This window comes from Aeromonas rivipollensis (assembly GCF_010974825.1).
Lineage (GTDB): Bacteria > Pseudomonadota > Gammaproteobacteria > Enterobacterales > Aeromonadaceae > Aeromonas > Aeromonas rivipollensis.
This window is the reverse complement of sequence record NZ_JAAILA010000031.1, coordinates 96,774-117,099: the sequence shown is the minus strand read 5'-3', so window position 1 is coordinate 117,099 and position 20,326 is coordinate 96,774. Positions and strand designations below refer to the sequence as shown.

At 60.1% G+C, this 20,326-nt stretch carries 21 protein-coding genes, 1 tRNA gene and 1 riboswitch; of the genes, 6 read left to right on the top strand and 16 right to left on the bottom strand.

The annotated features are described in order from the left end of the window. Positions 1 to 284: 284 nt before the first annotated feature. Positions 285 to 2,462 (top strand): catalase/peroxidase HPI, encoded by a 2,178-nt coding sequence (katG, locus tag G4923_RS17785; protein ID WP_163137844.1) that lies wholly within the window; start codon positions 285 to 287, stop codon positions 2,460 to 2,462. Positions 2,463 to 2,688: 226 nt separating this feature from the next. Here the strand turns inward: katG and G4923_RS17780 are convergent. Both G4923_RS17780 and G4923_RS17775 read right to left on the bottom strand, forming a co-directional pair. Next, a tRNA-Ser gene (locus tag G4923_RS17780) sits at positions 2,689 to 2,776 on the bottom strand. A gap of 240 nt (positions 2,777 to 3,016) precedes the next feature. Continuing rightward, on the bottom strand, positions 3,017 to 3,472 hold the full coding sequence (locus G4923_RS17775) for a type III secretion system chaperone family protein (RefSeq protein ID WP_161507131.1): 456 nt from the start codon (positions 3,470 to 3,472) through the stop codon (positions 3,017 to 3,019). 159 nt (positions 3,473 to 3,631) lie between these two features. Here G4923_RS17775 and G4923_RS17770 point away from each other — a divergent pair, with 159 nt between their 5' ends. After that, positions 3,632 to 4,969 (top strand): flavohemoglobin expression-modulating QEGLA motif protein, encoded by a 1,338-nt coding sequence (locus tag G4923_RS17770; RefSeq protein WP_163137843.1) that lies wholly within the window; start codon positions 3,632 to 3,634, stop codon positions 4,967 to 4,969. Positions 4,970 to 5,023: 54 nt separating this feature from the next. Here the strand turns inward: G4923_RS17770 and G4923_RS17765 are convergent, their stop codons facing one another. Together G4923_RS17765 and G4923_RS17760 are read right to left on the bottom strand one after the other, a co-directional pair. Continuing rightward, entirely contained in the window at positions 5,024 to 5,605 is a 582-nt protein-coding gene (locus tag G4923_RS17765) for a thymidine kinase (protein WP_163137842.1), read from the bottom strand. A gap of 86 nt (positions 5,606 to 5,691) precedes the next feature. Further along, entirely contained in the window at positions 5,692 to 7,272 is a 1,581-nt protein-coding gene (locus G4923_RS17760) for a Na+/H+ antiporter NhaC family protein (RefSeq protein ID WP_163137841.1), read from the bottom strand. A gap of 85 nt (positions 7,273 to 7,357) precedes the next feature. Further along, positions 7,358 to 7,529, bottom strand: a riboswitch (Lysine riboswitch). Positions 7,530 to 7,849: 320 nt separating this feature from the next. On the opposite strand from G4923_RS17760, the gene G4923_RS17755 reads away from it, so the two are divergent. Beyond that, positions 7,850 to 8,254 carry an H-NS family histone-like protein gene (locus G4923_RS17755; RefSeq protein ID WP_163137840.1) on the top strand — a complete coding sequence of 135 codons (405 nt, stop codon included), beginning with the start codon at positions 7,850 to 7,852 and terminating at the stop codon, positions 8,252 to 8,254. A 71-nt stretch (positions 8,255 to 8,325) separates the two neighbouring features. On the opposite strand, the gene G4923_RS17750 is transcribed toward G4923_RS17755, so the two are convergent. From G4923_RS17750 to G4923_RS17730, 5 genes are all read right to left on the bottom strand, one after another. Further along, on the bottom strand, positions 8,326 to 8,889 hold the full coding sequence (locus tag G4923_RS17750; RefSeq protein WP_106886611.1) for a cob(I)yrinic acid a,c-diamide adenosyltransferase: 564 nt from the start codon (positions 8,887 to 8,889) through the stop codon (positions 8,326 to 8,328). Next, the gene (locus G4923_RS17745) at positions 8,886 to 9,116 is read right to left on the bottom strand and encodes a DUF3820 family protein (protein ID WP_005327834.1); all 231 of its coding nucleotides are present in this window, start codon (positions 9,114 to 9,116) and stop codon (positions 8,886 to 8,888) included. Before G4923_RS17745 ends, G4923_RS17750 begins: the two co-directional genes overlap by 4 nt. 1 nt (position 9,117) lies before the next feature. Continuing rightward, positions 9,118 to 9,789 carry a 7-carboxy-7-deazaguanine synthase QueE gene (gene queE / locus G4923_RS17740; RefSeq protein ID WP_163137839.1) on the bottom strand — a complete coding sequence of 224 codons (672 nt, stop codon included), beginning with the start codon at positions 9,787 to 9,789 and terminating at the stop codon, positions 9,118 to 9,120. Positions 9,790 to 9,850: 61 nt separating this feature from the next. Next, entirely contained in the window at positions 9,851 to 10,540 is a 690-nt protein-coding gene (gene queC / locus G4923_RS17735) for a 7-cyano-7-deazaguanine synthase QueC (protein ID WP_234678084.1), read from the bottom strand. Positions 10,541 to 10,568: 28 nt separating this feature from the next. Beyond that, a complete protein-coding gene (locus G4923_RS17730) occupies positions 10,569 to 11,213 on the bottom strand; it encodes a tRNA-uridine aminocarboxypropyltransferase (RefSeq protein WP_205597152.1) in 645 nt (214 codons plus the stop codon). Between G4923_RS17730 and rrtA the strand changes: the two genes are divergently transcribed. Next, entirely contained in the window at positions 11,179 to 11,757 is a 579-nt protein-coding gene (gene rrtA, locus G4923_RS17725; protein ID WP_234571099.1) for a rhombosortase, read from the top strand. The genes G4923_RS17730 and rrtA overlap by 35 nt on opposite strands. A gap of 109 nt (positions 11,758 to 11,866) precedes the next feature. On the opposite strand, the gene pyrF is transcribed toward rrtA, so the two are convergent. From pyrF to cmk, 6 genes are all read right to left on the bottom strand, one after another. Continuing rightward, complete coding sequence (gene pyrF / locus G4923_RS17720) at positions 11,867 to 12,565, bottom strand: orotidine-5'-phosphate decarboxylase (protein WP_163137836.1); 699 nt, start codon at positions 12,563 to 12,565, stop codon at positions 11,867 to 11,869. Between the two features lie 151 nt (positions 12,566 to 12,716). Further along, entirely contained in the window at positions 12,717 to 13,883 is a 1,167-nt protein-coding gene (gene lapB, locus G4923_RS17715) for a lipopolysaccharide assembly protein LapB (protein WP_163137835.1), read from the bottom strand. Positions 13,884 to 13,892: 9 nt separating this feature from the next. Then, positions 13,893 to 14,177, bottom strand: a complete 285-nt coding sequence (locus G4923_RS17710; RefSeq protein ID WP_005327818.1) for a LapA family protein — start codon at positions 14,175 to 14,177, stop codon at positions 13,893 to 13,895. 156 nt (positions 14,178 to 14,333) lie between these two features. Continuing rightward, complete coding sequence (ihfB, locus tag G4923_RS17705) at positions 14,334 to 14,618, bottom strand: integration host factor subunit beta (protein ID WP_005299934.1); 285 nt, start codon at positions 14,616 to 14,618, stop codon at positions 14,334 to 14,336. Between the two features lie 91 nt (positions 14,619 to 14,709). Beyond that, positions 14,710 to 16,380, bottom strand: coding sequence for a 30S ribosomal protein S1 (gene rpsA, locus G4923_RS17700; protein ID WP_005327816.1), 1,671 nt, complete (start codon positions 16,378 to 16,380; stop codon positions 14,710 to 14,712). A gap of 93 nt (positions 16,381 to 16,473) precedes the next feature. Beyond that, entirely contained in the window at positions 16,474 to 17,166 is a 693-nt protein-coding gene (gene cmk, locus G4923_RS17695; RefSeq protein WP_042649706.1) for a (d)CMP kinase, read from the bottom strand. Between the two features lie 261 nt (positions 17,167 to 17,427). On the opposite strand from cmk, the gene ribA reads away from it, so the two are divergent. Beyond that, positions 17,428 to 18,021 carry a GTP cyclohydrolase II gene (gene ribA, locus G4923_RS17690; RefSeq protein WP_106886607.1) on the top strand — a complete coding sequence of 198 codons (594 nt, stop codon included), beginning with the start codon at positions 17,428 to 17,430 and terminating at the stop codon, positions 18,019 to 18,021. A gap of 72 nt (positions 18,022 to 18,093) precedes the next feature. On the opposite strand, the gene G4923_RS17685 is transcribed toward ribA, so the two are convergent. After that, entirely contained in the window at positions 18,094 to 19,005 is a 912-nt protein-coding gene (locus G4923_RS17685) for a LysR family transcriptional regulator (RefSeq protein ID WP_163137834.1), read from the bottom strand. Between the two features lie 93 nt (positions 19,006 to 19,098). On the opposite strand from G4923_RS17685, the gene G4923_RS17680 reads away from it, so the two are divergent. Continuing rightward, positions 19,099 to 20,319 carry an MFS transporter gene (locus G4923_RS17680; RefSeq protein ID WP_163137833.1) on the top strand — a complete coding sequence of 407 codons (1,221 nt, stop codon included), beginning with the start codon at positions 19,099 to 19,101 and terminating at the stop codon, positions 20,317 to 20,319. Positions 20,320 to 20,326: the final 7 nt, after the last annotated feature.

Here is a 20,326-nt window from a genome sequence, read left to right as displayed (position 1 = left end):
GAGCAACCCCTTGCGCCCAGGCAGCGCTATCACGCGTGGCCGCCGCGCCTGACACCAGGGGAAGACGGGCAGAACGTAAATAGATTGTTAAACTAGATGGTCGTGATTCATCTTTTCGTAACCCATTCACTGCACAATAACGCAAAATATTGAAAATAAAGGAGTAATTGATAGCTGCCCAAGCAGCAACAGACTGATCCCCTGCCATGACCCCACACAGCGCAGTGGAAATCTTCCCATACTAGGTTGTCAGCAATGTACATGCCCTCCAAGGAGAGACTGAGATGAGTGAAGAAAGCAAATGCCCCTTCAACCACACCGCCGGCGTCGGCAGAACCAATCGTGATTGGTGGCCGAATCAGTTGCGGCTGGATCTGCTGCACCAGCATTCCCCCAGCTCCGATCCCATGGACAAAGATTTCAACTATGCCGAGGCATTCAACAGCCTCGACTACAAGGCACTCAAGAAAGATCTGGTCAAGCTAATGACAGACTCCCAGGAGTGGTGGCCGGCGGACTTCGGTCACTACGGTCCCCAGTTCATCCGCATGACCTGGCACGCCGCAGGCACCTATCGCATCACGGATGGTCGTGGCGGCGGTGGTCGTGGCCAGCAACGCTTCGCCCCCCTCAACAGCTGGCCCGACAACGTCAACATCGACAAGTCCCGCCGCCTGCTCTGGCCCATCAAGCAGAAGTACGGCAACAAGATCTCCTGGGCCGATCTGCTGATCCTCGCCGGCAACGTCGCGCTGGAGTCCATGGGCTTTAGAACCTTCGGATTTGGTGGCGGCCGCCCGGATGTGTGGGAGCCGGATCAGGACGTCAACTGGGGTGATGAAATAGCCTGGCTCGGGGTCGACCCCGATCGGGTCAAGGGCGATCGCGAGCTCGCGGCGCCCTTTGGCGCAACCCACATGGGGCTGATCTACGTCAACCCCGAAGGCCCCAATGCCAGCGGCGACTACATGGAGGCGGCCAAAGACATCCGCTCCACCTTCGGCCGCATGGCCATGAACGACGAAGAGACGGTCGCCCTCATTGCCGGTGGCCACACCTTCGGCAAGGCCCACGGCGCCGCCCCCGAATCCCACAAGGGGCCCGAGCCGGAGGCCGCACCCCTGGAAGCCCAGGGCCTCGGCTGGATGAGCGACTACGGCAGCGGCCATGGCAAGGATACCGTCTCGAGCGGGCTCGAAGTGACCTGGACCAAGACACCGGCCCTGTGGAGCAACAACTTCTTTGAAAACCTGTTCAACTACGAATGGGAGCTGACCAAGTCACCGGCAGGCGCCAAGCAGTGGGTGGCCAAGGATGCACCGGAGATCATTCCCGATGCGCATATCCCGGGCAAGTTCCACAAGCCGACCATGCTGACCACCGACCTGACCCTGCGCTTTGACCCAGAATTTGGCAAGATCTCCCGCCATTTCTACGAGGATCCGCAAGCCTTCGCCGATGCCTTTGCCCGCGCCTGGTACAAGCTGACCCACAGGGACATGGGCCCCATCGCACGCTACCTGGGACCGGAAGTGCCCAAAGAGGAGCTGATCTGGCAAGACCCCATCCCCGCCGTCAATCACCCCCTGGTCGATGACAAGGATGTGGCCGCCCTCAAGGAGAAGATCCTCGCGGCCTCCCTGACCGTCGCCGAGCTGGCATCGACCGCCTGGGCCTCTGCCGCCACCTTCCGCGGCTCTGACAAGCGGGGCGGCGCCAACGGGGCGCGCATCCGGCTAGCCCCGCAAAAAGAGTGGGCAGCAAACCAACCGGCACAGCTGGCCAAGGTGCTCAAGACCCTAGAAGGCATCCAGCAGGGGTTCAACGCCTCGGCCACCGGTGGCAAACAGGTATCCCTCGCCGATCTGATCGTGCTGGCCGGCGGCGTCGGTGTCGAGCAGGCGGCCAAACTGGCGGGCGTCACTGTGACTGTGCCCTTCGCACCGGGCCGCATGGACGCCTCCCAGGCGCAGACGGATGTCGACTCCTTTGCCGTGCTCGAACCCCTCGCCGACGGTTTTCGCAACTATCTGGGCGGTGACTACGCAGAGCTCTCGGAAGCCATGCTGGTGGACAAGGCCCAGTTGCTGACCCTCAGCGCCCCCGAGATGACGGTGCTGATCGGTGGCATGCGCGTGCTCGGCACCAACACCGGCAACTGCCACGGGGTGTTTACCGCAACGCCTGGGACCCTCTCCAACGACTTCTTCATCAACCTGCTCGACATGGGCACTGAGTGGAAACCGGCGGCAGGAGCCAAGGGCATCTACGAGGGGAGTGATCGCAAAACGGGCAAGGTCAAGTGGACCGGCACCCGCGTCGATCTGCTGTTCGGCTCTAACTCCCAGTTGCGGGCGCTGGCCGAGGTGTATGCCAGTGCGGACGGGAAAGAGAAGTTCGTGAAGGACTTCGTGGCGGCCTGGACCAAGGTGATGAACCTGGATCGCTTCGATCTCGCCTGAGGCTCACTCCCTGCATGCCGCCAGGCCTGCTTCAAGGGAAATGCGTGAGAGATGACCGGGCACCACAAGACAAAAACCCGACCATGAGGTCGGGTTTTTATGTTGGCGGCGGGTCTGGATTTAACCGGACCATCATGCCCCCTTGTCGAACCAGGGTTAGAACCGAGCCGCCCATCACCGGATAAAGTAAAAGGGCCTGTCTTGCGACAGGCCCTTTTACTTTATTTGGCGGTGAGGGAGGGATTCGAACCCTCGATACGTTGCCGTATACACACTTTCCAGGCGTGCTCCTTCAGCCACTCGGACACCTCACCAATTTGTTTCAGTCATCTGCCTGTGGCTTGCGTAGCACGCGCTGCGTGCTTTCTTGCCGATTTCATCGGCTGGCAGCCACTTGTGCACATCACCAAATTTTGGTCTGTGGTTTAACGTGTTCAGCCAACACGACATTCGCGGAGCTATTGCGCCGGAACGGGGCGTAATTTAGGGGAAAGCCCCGCCGGCGTCAACGGCTTTTTGGCTGCCGCGAACCGTTCGCACATTAAACGCGCAACTCAGTGCACAGATTCCGGTGCGACCTGGATCTCCGGCAGATTGAGGAAGCCGAGGCGTTCACATTCGGAAACCACTTCATGGGTCGCCGCCGTGGTGCTTTCGACGAACAGCAGGAACTGCTCGACGGAGAGACCCGCCTTGGTGAAGACGGTATGGCCCACGACGAGGCGCGGCAGGTTGTCATCTATGATGTCGAGGAACACCTTGAGGGACGGGTATTGCATGTTGAGACGACCCAGCTCGGCCACCAGGGGCAGCAGCGATGAGGGGCGTACCTCCAGCTCGGATGAAAACAGCAACCCTTCCTCTTCCACGAAGATCCGGCTCTCCTGGATGCCCTCGACGGACTGCAGGGAGACCATGTGGATGCCGTGGCACTGATCGCACACATAGTGCTCGATCCGGGCCTGCTGCAGCCAACGCATTATCATTTCAGAGCTGGGGATATTCATCATTTTCACGAACACAATAAGGATCAAGGGGCGCAGTCTAAACCAATTTTCCGACAACCAAAAGCGCACAGGCGGGATCACTCCTGGTCTCGCTTCTTTTTGGCAAGCGCTATGCATATACTCAGCCATTCTCGTACCGCACTCGCCTCCACAGAAGGCCCGATGACCATCCAAGAAAAGTATCGCCTGCACCTGAAATCCCTCTCGGATGAACTGCTCGCCCTGCAAAAACCCATTCGCATCCTGGATGCCATCAAATGGCCCCGCCACCTGCAGACCGAGTTTCTCGCCAAGGGCGGACGAGCGCTGCCCGCCATCGATGCCGACTTCTATCAGGCCCTTCCCCTCGATTTCGATCCCCGCAACAAATACCTGGAGCTCAAGGAGCTGAGGGACAGAATCCGCAGAAAGCTGGGGCCGCAGGATGATCTGGGCCGGATCCTGCAAGAGACGGTGGATCAGTACATGGTGGTGATCGAGATGCTGCGCCAGCGCGGGCAGCCGGACTTTCAGCGCTACAGCCAGTTGCTGTACGGCTCGGCGAGCGATCACCTGCGCGGGGATCGCAAGACTCTGAAAGAGCTGGGGGCCCGGCTGTGCGACATCTTCTCCCTGCCTGGCGCCCGCCATCTGGTGCGCCCCTACCCCAAGGAGTTCGAGGGGGAAGCGGCGGTGGCCAAACTGCAGGGCAAGCTGTCGAACTATTTCAGCGACGGCACGGTGCAAGTCAAGCTGAGCGATGGCATCGTCTCCGATGCCGCCGCCGGGGGGGATTATATCAAGCTCAGCTCCCACGCCCGCTTCTCCGAGCTGGACTTGCAGGTATTGGAGGTGCACGAGGGCTGGGTGCACGTCGGCACCACCCTCAACGGCCGCCAGCAATCCTATGCCACCTGGCTGGGTGCCGGCTCGCCGCGCATCACCGCCTGCCAGGAGGGGCTGGCTGTGCTCATTGAGACCCTCACCTTCAGCTCCTTTCCGGACAGGGCCAAGCGCATCTCGGATCGGGTGATGGCCATCGACATGGCGGAGCGCGGCGCCGACTTCATCGAGGTGTTCCGCCACTTCGTCGAGAAGGGGGCCAGCGAGCACGATGCCTACAAGATCACCCAGCGGGTGTTTAGGGGCGGCATGGTCGAGGGAGGCGCCTGCTTCACCAAGGATCTCTCCTACGTGAGAGGCTATGTGGAGACGGTCAACTTCATCCGCAGCGCCGTGCTGGAAGGGGTGCCGGAGATCCTGCCCATGCTGTTCGTCGGCAAGGTGACCCTGGACGACATCCCTGTGCTCTATCAGCACTATCTGGAGGGGCTCATCGATGCGCCCCGCTACCTGCCCCCCATGTTTCGCGATCTAACCGGTCTCTATGTCTGGTTCGGCTTCGCTTCCGGCATGTCGCTCATCGACATCGGCCGGGTACAGCAGCATTTTCGCCAGCTGTTCCACCGCCTGCCGGTGGCCGACCCCATCATAGCGCCGGTGGACATAGAGATAGACTGAGCCCTTCGTCGACAAAAAAGGGCGCCCGTGAGGCGCCCTTCTTCATGCTGTGGCTTACTTGTAAGCCCGCCCTTCCAGATAGTGCTTGCGGCAGAGCGACACATAGCGGTCGTTGTCCCCTATCTCCACCTGCTCGCCGTCACGCATTACCAACCCGGCTTCGTTCACCCGGGAGTTCATGTGTGCCTTGTTGCCACACCAGCAGATGCTCTTGAGCTCCTCGAACTTGTCGGCCAGACAGAGCAGGTGGTAGGAGCCGGGGAACAGCTCGCCGCGAAAATCTGTCTTGAGGCCGTAGGCCATGACCGGGATCTTGAGCTCATCGACGATACGGGCCAGCTGATACACCTGCTCGCGGGTCAGGAACTGCGCCTCGTCGACGATGAACACATCGATCTTCTTCTCGCCGTGGCGCGCCTTGACCATCTCGAACAGATCGCAGCTGTCACTGAACACTTCCACTTTCAGCTCCAGACCCACTCTGGCGCGGATCACCCCGACCCCGAAGCGGTCGTCGATGACCGGCGTCATGGCCAGCGGATTCATACCGCGCTCCAGATAGTTGAAATGCGCCTGGATGAGCTGGGTCGACTTGCCCGAGTTCATGGTGGCAAATTTGTAGTGCAGTGAAGCCATGGTACTGTTCCGAAACTGAATTTATGGGGCGCATGCTAACCAAAGCCCCTGCCAAAACCAAGGGGCCCGTGGGCCCCTTGTTTTATTTATGCGACCGCCAGGTCTCGCTGGAGCCGCGCTTTACGCAAATGGTAACCGGAGAAGATGATGAACCAGAGCCCGCTGACGGTGAAACCCGCCAGCACAGAGTGCATCATCCCCATCACTAGGTAACCGAGGGCGGCACCGAAGGCGATGGCGAGCGCATAGGGCAGCTGGGTCATCACGTGATCGATGTGATGGCAGCCGGCGCCTGTGGCCGACAGTATGCTGGTGCTGGAGATGGGCGAGCTGTGATCACCGAACACAGAGCCCGCCAGCACGGCGGCCAGCATCGGCAGCATCAGGCTGATGTCGCTGGCGGCCGCCATGTCACCGGCCAGCGGCAGCATGATGCCGAAGGTGCCCCAGCTGGTCCCCGTGGCAAAGGCCATGGCGCAGGAGAGGATGAAGACCACAGCCGGCAACACTTCGATCGGCAGGTTGCCGTTGGCCATGGAGGCCAGGTACTTGCCGGTCTCCACGTCGCGCACCACGGCGCCTATGGTCCAGGCGAACAGCAGTATGTTGATGGCGGGCAGCATGGCCATGATCCCCTGGGGGGCCGCCTTCATCCAGTTCTTGGCACCCAGCTTGAGGCGCATGGCCAGACCGATGGAGACCACCAGGCTGCACAGGGCGCCATAGACCAGGGAGGAGCCGACGTTGGTGTTCTCGAACGAGCCGAGCACGCTGAACGACAGGCCTTTGCCGGCCAGCACGGCGGCGCCGGAATCTATCATGAAGTAGACGGTCGCCAGGGTCAGGGTCAGGATCGGCAGCACCATGTCGATCATGCCGCCATTGCTCTCCTCCGGAGACTCCATGTCCAGGCCGATGGGACGGCCCTTGGACTCATCCCACAGCTTGCCTTCCAGCGCCCACTGCTCGTGTTGACGCATGGAGCCGATGTCGAGCTGGAAGGCAATCACCACCAGCACCATGATCAGGGTGAAGACCGCATAGAGGTTCATCGGGATCATCTCGACGAAGGCGGAGATGGGGCTCTGATCGGTCAGGCCATGGGCCGCCATTATGCCGCCCACCAGAGCGATGATGTAAGCGCCCCAGGAGGAGATGGGCATCAGCACGCAGACCGGCGCCGCGGTGGAGTCCAGCAGATAGGCCAGCTTGGCACGGGAGATCTGGAAGCGATCGGTGACCGGACGGCAGATGGCCCCCACCGACAGGCTGTGGAAGAAGTCATCGATGAAGAAGGCGAAGACCATCATGCCGGTGAGGGCCTTGGCCCCCTTGCGGGTCTTGGCGCGGCGCGCCGCCCACTCGGCGAAGGCCCGGGTCGCCCCGGAGACGCTCATCAGGCTGATGAGGCCCCCCAGCAGCAACATGAACAGGATCATGTTGACGTTGTCCCGGTTGATCGCACCGTCGACCCAGAAGATCTTGAGCACAGTGTTCAGCATGTAATGCAGGGAATCGAGGGGGGAGAACTGGTTGAGCAGCAGACTGCCGGCCACAATACCCACCCCCAGCGACACCAGGACGCGGCGGGTGATGATCGCAAGGGCGACGGCCAACAAGGGGGGAACGACGGACCAACCGGAGTCGGCGTAATGAACGATGTCCATGATCTCTTTGCACCTAAAGACAACAGGTGGAGATCTACCGAGAGGATCAAAGAAACAAAACCCAGGGCGGGCATACTCCTCAGCCCCTTCAGGTAGCGCTCCATAGTGGATGACTATGGCAGTCCTGCACCTGTTCGATGCAGAACCAGCAACCCGGTATGATGGCCTGGTCACTTCGGCGCCGACTCCTTTCATCGAGCATCGCAGGCATCACCCTCCGCTCGGTTACTCATAGGCAGCGCGCCTCTACTTAAAGGTATTCGCGGCACATTTTATCGAGCCACCGGGTGATAGCAAGTTTTTTGATTAAATTTCAAGGCTTGTGTGGCGAAAAGTGGAAAAATGGTAGTCAAATGGTTCATAAAATACGATATGGTCGATATTTTCATCTACTCAGCACTCATTCGGAAATGAACTCGCCGCAAAGAGAATAAACCGGCCGTCGTGAATAATTGCCAGACTTTATTTATCTACCTAATTAATTATTTTGGCAGACTTGACTTGATGCCAAATCCCCCTATAAATTATCGAAAAACCAGCCCTTCCCATTAATATTTCTGCTCGCGTGGTAGCCAATATGAACGAATTTTTGAAAATTCTGCTGAATATCCGTAGTCTGCGCGCAGCCTGCCGCGATTTGTCCCTGGAGCAACTGGAAGAGGGACTGCAGAAATTGTCCGAGGTGGTCGCCGAGCGCCAGCAGGATGAATCTGCCGAACGCCAGGCCCGTGAAGAACATCAGAAGAAAATTGCCGAATACGCCGAAATGTTGAAAGCCGCGGGGATAGATCCTGCTGAATTGGTGGGCACAGTTGCCACCGAAAGCACCAAGGCCAGCAAAGGCAAACGCGCTCCCCGCCCCGCCAAATATCGTTATCTGGACAATGGCGTGGAAAAAACCTGGACCGGCCAGGGCCGCATGCCCTCCACCATTGCCAAGGCAGTGGCCGAAGGCAAATCCGTGGAAGACTTTGCCATCTGATCTGAAGCACAGTCCCGCCCAATAAAAAACCTCGCCATGCGAGGTTTTTTATTGTGTCAGTGCCGGGCGTTTCAGCGCCTGTCTGCCGCCTTGACCCAGAGCACTTCCGGGGTGCCGGCAGAGACCAGCAAGTATCTGGCCACCGTGAAAAACCAGTCACTTAGCCGATTCAGATAGGGCAGGATAGCCGGGTTCACCTGCTCTTCCCGGCTCAGGCCAAGCAGCAGCCGCTCGCAGCGACGGGTCAGGGTGCGCACCACATGGGCCTGCGCCGCCGCCCGTGATCCGCTCGGCAGAATGAAATTGCGCAATACCGGCAACTGGGCGCTGTAGGCGTCAATCTGTTGCTCCAACCGCGCCGTCCAGGCCTCATTGACCTGCCACAGGGAAGCATTTTGCGCCTCGCTGGAAAACGCCAGCTCCCCGCCCAAATCAAACAGCTCTTGCTGCAGCAATATGAGTTCAGCCAATAATGCCGGCTCATTCTCGGGTATTTCGGCCATCAGCAGACCTATCTGGGAATTGAGCTCGTCAATGGCGCCATAGGTCTCGACCCGCCTGTCATCTTTTGCAAGGGAGGAGCCATCAGCCAGCCGCGTGAGGCCCTTGTCCCCTTGCCGGGTATATATTCTCATTCTGACATCCTGTTAATAATGGGAATAATCATGGATTCGAGTCCATTGAGTTTTATCTCGTACGCCAGTGCCAGGGTTTGGCCCAATGCGCCAGCCGGAAAACCGCTGCGCGCCATCCATACTAGATAGGGCTCTGGAATATCTATGATGCGTCGCCCCTGATATTTACCGTAGGGCATCTTGCCCGCCAGGGTGAGCAATACCCGCTCATCGGAGAGTCTGTCCATATCAATCGATATTCAGATATTTATGGGTCTGGATGGAGAGCCGCCAATTACGGGCGATGCAGGTCGCCATGGCCAGTTCGGTGGCCCTGGGCTTCTGGCTGATGGGCTGCAATGCTATCACCACGTCGGGACGCAGGCTGGCTGTCGCCAGCAGGGCATCGAGCTCCTCGATATGGCGCTCGGTGGCCACCGGATGCTTGATCTCGTTGGCCCGCTCCAGGGCCGACACCAGCACAGGCAAGCCCCCCTTCATGCCAATCTTGGGGGAGACGGTGACCCAGGTCTGCGCGTGGGTCAGGATCTCGCTGGTACCACTGGTTTCGATCTGCACCTGATATCCCGCCGCCAGCAGGGCCGCCGAGAGTTCGTGCAGATCGTAGAGACAGGGCTCGCCACCGGTCAACACCACATGGCGCGCCCGGTAACCCAGGGTCTCGAAGCTCCCCAGGATCTCCTCCGTGCTCATCTTGCTCCAGCCATCGGACTCGTTGGATCGGTCGAGCACCTCGCGGCGGCCCACCTCACGGGCAGGATCCACCACCCAGGTATGGCGGGTGTCGCACCAGGGGCAGCCCACCGGGCAGCCTTGCAGGCGAACGAAGATGGCGGGCACGCCGGTGAAGACGCCCTCCCCCTGGATGGTCTGGAAGATCTCGTTGATTGGGTAGTGCATCTCGGTCACGGCTTGCTGCAAAAGGCGCGGATTATACCCCAAACCCGGGAAAGAGGCAGGATCACAATCCGGTTTTCTCGCGCAAGCTGGCCATGATGCCCGCCTTGTCGCCCAGATAGCGCTGCAGGCCGCGGCTGCGCAGCTCGCAGGCGGGGCAAGTGCCGCAGCCATCCCCCTGGATGCCGTTGTAGCAGGTGAGGGTCTGCTGGCGCACCGTCTCGAGGTGGCCATAGTGATCCGCCAGCGCCCAGGTTTCCGCCTTGTCGAGCCACATCAGGGGAGTCTCGAAGCGAATGGCGCGATCCAGCCCCAGCGACACCGCCTGATTGAGGGCCTTGACGAAGTCGTCGCGGCAATCGGGATAACCGGAGAAGTCGGTCTCGCACACCCCGGTGATCAGGGTGTCGGCACCGACCTGATAGGCATAGATGGCCGCCAGGGTCAGAAACAGTATGTTGCGGCCCGGCACGAAGGTGTTGGGCAGGCCGTTGTCCTGCAGCTCACCGCTGACCGGGATGTCGTCCCGGGTCAGGGCCGAGACGGCCAGCTCACCCAGCATGGTCACATCCATCACCTTGTGGGCGGCAATCCCGATCTGCCCCGCCAGACGGCGAGCTGTCTCGATCTCTTCCCGATGACGCTGGCCATAGTCGAAGGTGATGGCGTGCACTTCATCATAGAGGGCCAGGGCCTGCACCAGGCAGGTGGTACTGTCCTGACCACCACTGAATACCACGACGGCTTTTTTCACGTTCATCACTCCTGTTTGCAATTCAGATTCAAGCGCGGCGACCTTGGGCAAAGTCATGCCACTGCCGGTTCAACTGGGTAAAGAGGTTCATCAGCGGGGCGAAGCGCTCGGGCTCCCCTTCCCACTGGGATAACAGATGGTAGCCCGCCTCCAGGGTCGACAGCGCCTCGGGAAACGGCTTCTTGCGAATGGAATATTGCCCCGCCATGGTGCCCAGCGTGATCCTCGGCAATCCCAGCAGGGCCGGGTTGCTGTGCAACATGCGATAGGCCTTGCGCCAGGTGCCATCGAGCAGGATAAAGTGCACCTCTTTGGCTTGCTCGCGGCCCTCGCGCACCTGCGCCAGGGTCAGGGCCTCATCATCGGGCCACAGCAGATAGCACTGCACCTTGGGATCGGCGAGCAGGGCATTGAGCCAGTCGGCATCGGCGAAGTGCTCCCCTACGTGAATGCGGGCATGGCTGAGGGAGGCGGCCAGCAGGACGGCCGTTCCCTTGGGGTGGGCGACCTCGCCGGGATGCTGCAGGATATGGAGCGGTGCGAGGTGGGGCACCGGCTGGATATATTCACACAGGCAGGCTTTGAGGGCTCGGGTACAGCGTGTACAGTATCGGCTCTCTCTGTCGTTGGGTTGTTTCATGTTGTCAGAAAAATCGGGGCTGCTCTGGGTCATCACGCTTTCGCTCGTCACTGCCTTGCTCTTCTTCACCGTACCTAACCACCTGCTCTCCTTCGATCGCGACCTGATCGCCCAGGGCGAAGGGTGGCGCATCATAACAGGCAATCTGGCCCACACCAACGGATGGCACCTGCTGCTCAACCTGAGCGGGCTTGCGGTGCTCTACAGCCTGTTTCGCGAATACCTGACGGGCTGGCGCCTGCCCGTGCTGCTCCTGCTGCTGGGGACGGCCGTCGGACTCGGGATCTGGTGGTGGTGCCCGCAGACCCAATGGTACATGGGGCTATCCGGCCTGCTGCACGGCCTGTTCGTGTGGGGGGCCATGCAGGATATCCGCTATCGTCGCCATTCGGGCTGGCTCATGCTGCTTGGTATCGTCATCAAGCTCGGGCTGGACTTTTACAGTGCGGGAGAGAGCCCTGTCTCTGCCCTCATTGGCGCCAGGGTGCACATAGAGTCGCACCTCATCGGCTCGGCCGCCGGCCTGTTGCTCGGTCTCTTCCCCATCGGCCTGGGTGTGCAGACCGTCAAGTCCTGATCCCCCGCAGATAAGGGCTGCCACTCATTCGCAGCAGCGCTCAGCGCCCCATCAAAACGCAACAGGCCGGATCTGCAATCCGGCCTGTTGTCATCAAGGGGTCGGCCCCTTATCGGCTGAGCTCGGCGTTGATCGCCCCCAACACGGCGGCCGGATCCGCCGCCTGGGTAATGGGTCGCCCAATCACCAGGTAGTCGGCCCCCGCCTCCACCGCCGCCAGCGGCGTCATGACCCGGCGTTGATCCCCGGCCGCCGATCCACTCGGGCGAATGCCCGGGGTCACCAGCTTGAAGTCGGTGCCGAGCAAGGCTTTCAACGCACTGGCTTCCTCGGCGGAGCAGACCACGCCGTCCAGCCCTGCCGTCTTGGCGAGGGTGGCCAGCCGGATCACCTGCTCGGCCGGGCTCACATCCAGACCCAGGGGGGCCATATCGGACTGCTCCATGCTGGTCAGCACTGTCACCCCGATCAGCAGAGGCGCCTTGTCACCATAGGGCAGCAGCGCCTCCCTGGCGGCGCGCATCATGCGTTCTCCCCCGCAGGCATGGACGTTGACCATCCAGACCCCGAGCTCGGCACTCGCCGCCACGGCCTTGGCAACCGTGTTGGGAATGTCGTGAAACTTCAGATCCAGGAACACCTCGAAGCCCTTGGCCACCAGCTGACGCACGAACTGGGGGCCAAACAGGGTAAACATCTCCTTGCCCACCTTGAGGCGGCACTCGGCCGGAGAGATCTGTTCAATGAAGGCGAAGGCATCGGCTTCGTGCTGATAATCCAGCGCGACCAGTACTTTGGGGTCTTGCATGTCACTTCCTATGGGTTGTTATGCCACATCCAGACTCGACACGGCCGACGAGCCGGTCGCAGTCTGGCATCTTGATCACTTGGGTTAGCGCCGGGTTCGGCTTGCCGCCTCCGCTCGAGGCGCGCGGGGACGGACTTTTGGTCACTAAGGGCTATTCACCATCCAGGCCACGAATAGGCTTGATGGAGCCCCACTGCCGGCAGGAGGGACACTGCCAGAACAGCGAATGGGTGGCAAAGCCGCACTGGCGGCACTTGTGGGTCGATTTTATCTTGATCTGCTCGCCGACCAGCTGCTGCAGCAGCTCCAGACTCTCCTTGGCGGGCCCCTCCTCGGCGCTGGCCAACTGGAAGCCCACCAGCTGGTAAAACCCCTTCATGGAGGGGTGGCGCCGCAGCTGACGCAGCACCAGGGCGCGGGCCTGGCTCAGGCCGTCGCGCGCCTCCACCAGATTGGCCAGGGCCAGGGTTACGCTGACACCGGCATGATCCTCCACCGCCTTCTCCAGCAGCGGGATCAGCTCCTGGGTGCGGCCAAGCTGCTGATAGCAATCGAGCAGCCTGGGCATGGCTTCGGAGGCAAAATCCATGTCCTGCTCGAACACCCGCAGCAGATCCTTGCTGGCCTCCTCGTACTTGCCCTCTTCCATCGACAGATCGGCCAATCGCAGGCTGGCCCGAGCGCAGGCAGGGTGGGCTACGAGCGCCCGCTTGAACTTGGCGATCCCCGCCCCCTTGTCACCGTCACGCAAGGCGCTCTCCGCCTGCTCGCAATAGAAATGGGAGATGGGCTCCGCCAGCTTCTTGCCCTGGAATTTCTGCAGGCGAATGGCGACCTCGATGGCCTTGTCCCAGTCACGCAGCTGTTGATGGATAATGAGCAACTGCGCCAGGGCCGTCTCTTCAAAGTCGCTGTCTTCGCACAGCTCCTTCCAGAGCGCTTCGGCCCGATCCAGCAGGCCGGCAGCCAGGAAATCCCTGGCCAGCTCCTGCAGCGCGAGCTGACGCTGCTCCCGGGTCAGCTGGCGGGCGACCAGGTTCTGGTGGATCTTGATGGCGCGATCGACCTCGCCCCGCTGACGGAACAGGTTGCCGAGGGAGAGATGGGTTTCGATGGTTTCGCTGTCGACTTCCAGCAGCTGGATGAAGAGATCCACCGCCTTGTCCGACTCGTCAGACAGCAAATAGTTGAGGCCCGCCACGTACTGGCGGGAAAACTGGTTACTCTGTTGCTGGGTGTCCTGGCGAACACTCCTGCGTCCCATGTACCAGCCATAACCGGCGGCAATCGGCAACAGCAGGAAAAGCAGTTCAAGCATCGAGGGACATTATTCCTTGGCTGGCGACCGGGCTAGCTCCAACTCACGGGATTGACGACGCATGGTGCGACTGAGGGTGCGGTTTTGCAGTTTCAAGCGCAGGAAGAGCAGACCGAACACCAGCCAGCCCAACAGGAAGCCACCGGCAAAGAAGAACCCCAGCAGCATGGAGAGGGAGAACTCCCCCTGGGCGATGAGATAGTTGAACTGCACCAGCTGGCCATTTTGCGAGCCGATGGCGAGGGTCAGTACAAACACCAGCACCAATGGGATAAGGGCCAATATACGCTTCATAAGATCTCCCTGTCTGTAGCTAATGAGAGACTGATTATCCTTAAAATCACAGGCAGACTCTAGAGCGAATGGGAAAAGACTGCGAGAAACCTGACAAATCACATATCTAAAGACGTAAAAATAAAAAAGGCATACCCAGGTATGCCATTTTCTGCATTATTCGATGATGTTCACGCGTTCGCGTAACTCTTTACCAGGCTTGAAATGCGGGACATATTTCCCGGTCAGTTCAACCTTGTCCCCTGTCTTGGGGTTGCGACCCACGCGGGGCGCACGATAGTGCAGTGAGAAACTTCCAAATCCTCGGATTTCAATCCGGTCGCCGTTTTGCAAGGTCGATGCCATCTGCTCAAGGATCTCCTTGATGGCGGCTTCGACATCTTTGGCCGGCATATGCATGCGGCTGGCAGCCAATTGTTCGATGAGATCTGATTTGGTCATAAGGTTAAATCTCCTTCCCCGATCACATGCAATTTCATTATGCCAAGATAAAAAAGGGCGGCGTGAAGCCGCCCTTTTCTTGCATCAAGGATTACTCACCCTTGGCGGCTTTGAACGCTTCCATCATGGCATTGCTGAACACAACTTCTTCTTGTTGGTTCAGGCTGTCGATGGCAACACGCTCGTCAGCCTCGTCCTTGGCACGGACAGACAGGCTTACGGTACGGTTCTTGCGATCAACACCCATGAATTTGGCTTCAACTTCGTCACCGACAGACAGCACCAGAGTGGCGTCTTCTACACGGTCACGAGCAGCGTCGGAGGCACGCAGGTAGCCTTCCACGCCGTCAGCCAGTTCGATCACGGCACCCTTGGCGTCAACCTCGGTAACCTTACCCTTCACGATAGCACCTTTCTTGTTGTCAGACAGGTACTTGTTGAACGGGTCTTCTTCGATCTGCTTGACACCCAGGGAGATGCGCTCGCGCTCCGGGTCCACTTGCAGAACAACGGCTTCGATTTCGTCGCCCTTCTTGAATTCACGTACTGCCTCTTCGCCCTGGTTGTTCCAGGAGATGTCAGACAGGTGAACCAGGCCGTCGATGCCGCCGTCCAGACCGATGAAGATACCGAAGTCAGTGATGGACTTGATCTTGCCGGAAACACGGTCGCCCTTGGCGTGAGTTTCGGCAAACAGCTGCCACGGGTTGGACTTGCACTGCTTCAGACCCAGGGAGATACGACGACGCTCTTCGTCGATGTCCAGAACCATCACGTCAACCACGTCGCCAACGTTAACAACCTTGGACGGGTGGATGTTCTTGTTGGTCCAATCCATCTCGGATACGTGTACCAGGCCTTCAACGCCTTCTTCGATTTCAACGAAGCAGCCGTAGTCGGTCAGGTTGGTCACGCGGCCAGACAGACGGGTGGTCTCCGGGTAACGCTTGGCGATAGCAACCCAGGGATCTTCGCCCAGCTGCTTCAGACCCAGGGATACACGGGTACGCTCGCGGTCGAACTTCAGAACCTTGACTGCGATCTCGTCGCCAACGTTGACGATTTCGGAAGGATGCTTAACACGCTTCCACGCCATGTCGGTGATGTGCAGCAGGCCGTCAACACCGCCCAGATCTACGAATGCACCGTAGTCGGTCAGGTTCTTGACGATACCCTTAACTTCTTGACCTTCTTGCAGGTTGGCCAGCAGGCTTTCGCGCTCGGAGGTGTTCTCGGTTTCGATCACGGCACGACGGGAAACGACAACGTTGTTGCGCTTCTGGTCCAGCTTGATGACCTTGAACTCGAGTTCTTTGTTTTCCAGGTGAGCGGTGTCACGGATCGGACGCACGTCAACCAGAGAACCCGGCAGGAAGGCACGGATGCCGTTCAGCTCAACGGTGAAACCACCCTTGACCTTGCCGTTGATGATACCGATAACGGTAGCTTGCTCTTCGTATGCCTTCTCAAGCTGCAGCCAGGCTTCGTGGCGCTTGGCTTTTTCGCGGGACAGCTTGGTTTCGCCGAAACCATCTTCGATAGAGTCCAGAGCCACGTCAACGGTGTCGCCTACGTTGATTTCCAGTTCGCCCAGGGCGTTCTTGAACTCTTCAGCAGGAATGGCAGACTCGGATTTCAGACCGGCGTCAACCAGTACAAAACCGTTCTCGATAGCAACGACGGTACCCTTGACGATGGAACCTTGACGGGTTTCAACGGCGTTCAGGGACTCTTCAAAGAGTTGAGCAAAAGATTCGATCATTGTTTGTGTCACAAATGAAACATCCACTCGCAATCCGGCACAAGCGGGGTTGTTTTAAATTATCTGCGCCATCCATGGTGCAGACGACTGACATCAGCTGGTGCTGACATCACCAAGTTGTTGCTCCGCATAGGCGAGCACCGTTGCCAGCACGTCATCTATGGTCATAGACGTTGAGTCTACCACAAGAGCATCTTCCGCGGGTTTCAGGGGGGCAACGGCGCGATTTCTGTCGCGATCGTCACGTTCCCGAATCTCGGTTAAAAGACGCTCAAAGTTAACATCAAAGCCCTTATCTTGCAACTGCTTATAGCGGCGCTGCGCCCGCTCTTCCGCGCTGGCATCGAGGAAAATCTTCACCTCGGCCTCGGGGAAAACCACAGTCCCCATGTCACGGCCATCGGCAATAAGGCCCGGCAACTGGCGGAAGGCACGCTGGCGGCGCAGCAGCGCCTCGCGCACGCGGGGGAAGACGGCGACCTTGCTGGCGGCATCGCTCACTTCCTGGGAGCGGATGGTACGGGAGACATCCTCCCCTTCCAGCACCACCTTGACCTGTCCGCCATCGACCTGGAACTGCACGTCCAGATTGGCGGCCAGGGGCACCAGCGCGGCTTCGGCGTCGAGCTCCACATCGTGGTGCAAGGCCGCCAGCGCCAGCACCCGGTAGATGGCACCGGAGTCGAGCAGGTGCCATCCCAGTTTCTCTGCCAACAGCTGGCACAGGGTGCCCTTACCGGCTCCACTCGGGCCATCAATTGTCATCACGGGGGCCATCTGAGGCATAACTTTTCTCCTGCGCACTCGGCATGTTGACTGGTTGCACACATCCCTGGCGGGATGGGGTAATGGGCGCCGATTATACCCGAATGCACCGGCGCTGGCAGTTGTCAGGGCACACAATTGCGCAAAAGTCGTCGCGATTGCGCCTATTATGACCAATCCGGTAACCCATCCCTCCTGCAAGGTTTTGTTCTTATGGTTGTTATGGACAAGGCGCGCTAAACTGGCCGCCTTTTTTAAGCAGTTGTAGTCAGGAGCAACCCTATGAGCAGCATTAGCCTGGTGGCTAAATCCAAGTTGCCAACCCCCTGGGGCACCTTCACGCTAGTTGGCTTTCAGGAAACCGGTACAGGCAAGGATCACGCCGCACTGGTGATGGGCGATATCGCGGACGGTGAGCCCGTACTGGGCCGAATTCATTCCGAATGTCTGACCGGGGACGCCCTGTTCAGCCTGCGTTGCGACTGCGGCTTCCAGCTACAGGCCGCCATGGAGAAGATCGCCAAGGCCGGTCGCGGCGTCTTGCTGTATGTCCGCCAGGAAGGTCGTGGCATAGGCCTGCTCAACAAGATCCGTGCCTATCATCTGCAGGATCAGGGCGCCGACACCGTCGAGGCCAACGTGGCACTGGGCTTTGCCGCCGACATGCGCGATTACACCATTTGTGCCGATATGCTGAAGGCCTTGGAGGTCAAGAGCCTCCGCCTGATGACCAACAACCCGCGCAAGCTGAAGGCGATGGAATCCTTTGGCATTCCGGTGGCCGAGCGCGTCCCCCTGCAGGAGGGTCGCAATCCACACAACGAGTTCTATCTCTCCACCAAGGCGAACAAGCTGGATCATCTGTTCAAGAAGTGATGGCTCGCAGCCTGGCAGCGGAATGAAAAACGCCTCCCATCGGGAGGCGTTTTTGTTGGCGTTTTCGCTGCCCTATTGATTGTCCATCAAGGCACCGTCTGGGGCTGACTCTGGATTGGCCTGTGCCAACAGGAAATCCCGCAGCGCCCGGTTGGCCATGGAGAGGGGATCTCCCCGCCGCCAGGCCACGCAGAGATCGAGGAAGATGGGCGGAGCAAAGGGGATGCCGCAAAGCGCCGTCTCCTCCTCCAGCGCCATGCGCAGGAAGGTGGTCACGGCAAACCCCTGCCGCACCACCGCTTTGAGCAGGGGGATGAGATTGCTCTCGAAGCCGATATTGGGCTCGATCCCCAAGCCCTGTGCCAGCGCCTCCATGTGCTCTCTGTGGTAGAAACCCCGCCGGAACATGGCGAGCTCCTGGCTGAAGAACTGTGGCAGCGAGACGGCGCCGGCCCCGCGCAGGGGATGCTCCTCCCCCACCACCATCAGCATCTCTTCCCGCAGCAACTGGGCTCCCTCGAGGGCCGGCGGCAAGTCGCTGGTGATAAGGATGGCCAGATCCAGGCTGCCGTCCACCATGCGACTGAGCAGCTCGCGGGTGCCCGCCTCCTCCACCCGGATCTTCAAACCGGGGTAGCTATGCTTGAAGGCCATCAGGATCGGCGGGAAGTAATAGGAGCCCATCATGTAGGGAATGCCGATGCGCACCTCCCCCCGCTCCAGTCCCTTGAGCTCGGCCATCTCCGCCTCTGCCTGGTGCATCTGCAGCAGCAGCCGCTCGGCGTGACGGCAGAGCACCTCCCCCTCAGGGGTGAGCCGCACGCTGCGATCCTGCCTGTCGAACAGGCGCAGTTCGAGCTGTTGTTCCAGCTTGGCGATGGCCATGCTGACGGCCGGTTGCGCCACGTGCAAGCCCTGGGCGGCCTTGGTGAAGGAGCCCGTGTCCCGCACCGCCAGCAGGTAACCGAGCTGTTTCAGATCCATATCAATTCCATTTATCAGACTGATAACTTAAATATATTATATTTATATAGAGCGACCCACTACTCTGCACAAAAGTCGTCGGGACAACTCCATATGATCGAAGTAGGCAGTCGCGAATGGATACGCGCCACCCTGGCCCTCAGCCTGGGCTCCTTCCTAGTATTTCTCAATCTCTATCAGACCCATCCCCTGCTGCCCCTGCTGGCACAGGTGTTCTCCGTCAGCTCCCTGTCGGCGGGATGGACCCTGGCGGGCTGCACCGCCGGGCTCGCGGGATCGCTGCTCATCTGCGCCCGCCTGGCGGACAGGTTCGGGCGTCGCCGGATCATGCTGTGGACCTTAACCTGCGCCATACTGCTTTCCCTGTGCATTCCCTGGGTGACTCGCTTCGATCTGCTGGTGTGCCTGCGCATCCTGCAGGGGGCGCTCCTGGCCGGGCTGCCTGCCACCGCCATCGCCTACATGGGAGAAGAGTTCAGCAAGCGCGCCCTGCTCTCGGCGGTGGGGGTCTATATCGCCGCCAACTCCCTCGGCGGCATCGCCGGCCGGGTGGTCGGCGGCCTGCTGGCGGGCTGGTTTGGCGACTGGCAACATACCTTCCTCGGGATCGGGCTTATCAGTCTCACCCTGCTGCCGCTGATCATCTGGTTGCTACCCGCCCAGACCCGTTTCGTGGCCGTGGTGGCGGCGCCCGGACAACTGCGCGGGGCCATCCAGAGCCACCTCGGCAACCCCTTGCTGCTGGGGGCCTATCTCATCGGCGGGCTCAACTTCATGGTGTTCCTGAACCAGTACAGCTACCTCACCTTCCTGCTGGCCAAGGCCCCCTTCTCCCTGCCGACCCAGTGGCTCGGCATGCTGTTTCTGACCTACCTCACCGGCACCCTCGCCTCCTCCCTGAGCGGCCGCTGTGCCCATCGCTTTGGGGCCCAGCGCCTGCTGCTGGCGGGGATAGCCCTGATGGCACTCGGCAGTCTCGCCCTGCTGCAGGGGACCCTTGCCGCCATCATAGGTGGCCTGCTGGTCTCGAGTTTCGGCTTCTTCCTCGCCCACGCCTGCGCCAGCGCCTGGGTCGGCCAGCATGTGGAGCACAACAGGGCGCTCGCCTCGTCGCTCTATCTGGTGGGGTATTATCTGGGGGCCAGTCTGGGGGGGCTTTACTTGCATCCCTTCTGGGAGCGGGGGGGCCTCTGGGGATTGGTGCTCGGCATCGAGCTGGTGCTCTGCGTCACCGCCGCCTTGAGCCTCTGGCTCGGCCATCTCAAGGAGCGCGCGGCGCCGCCCCTCTCCTGTCACGCCTCGTCACGCCAGTGACGGGGCC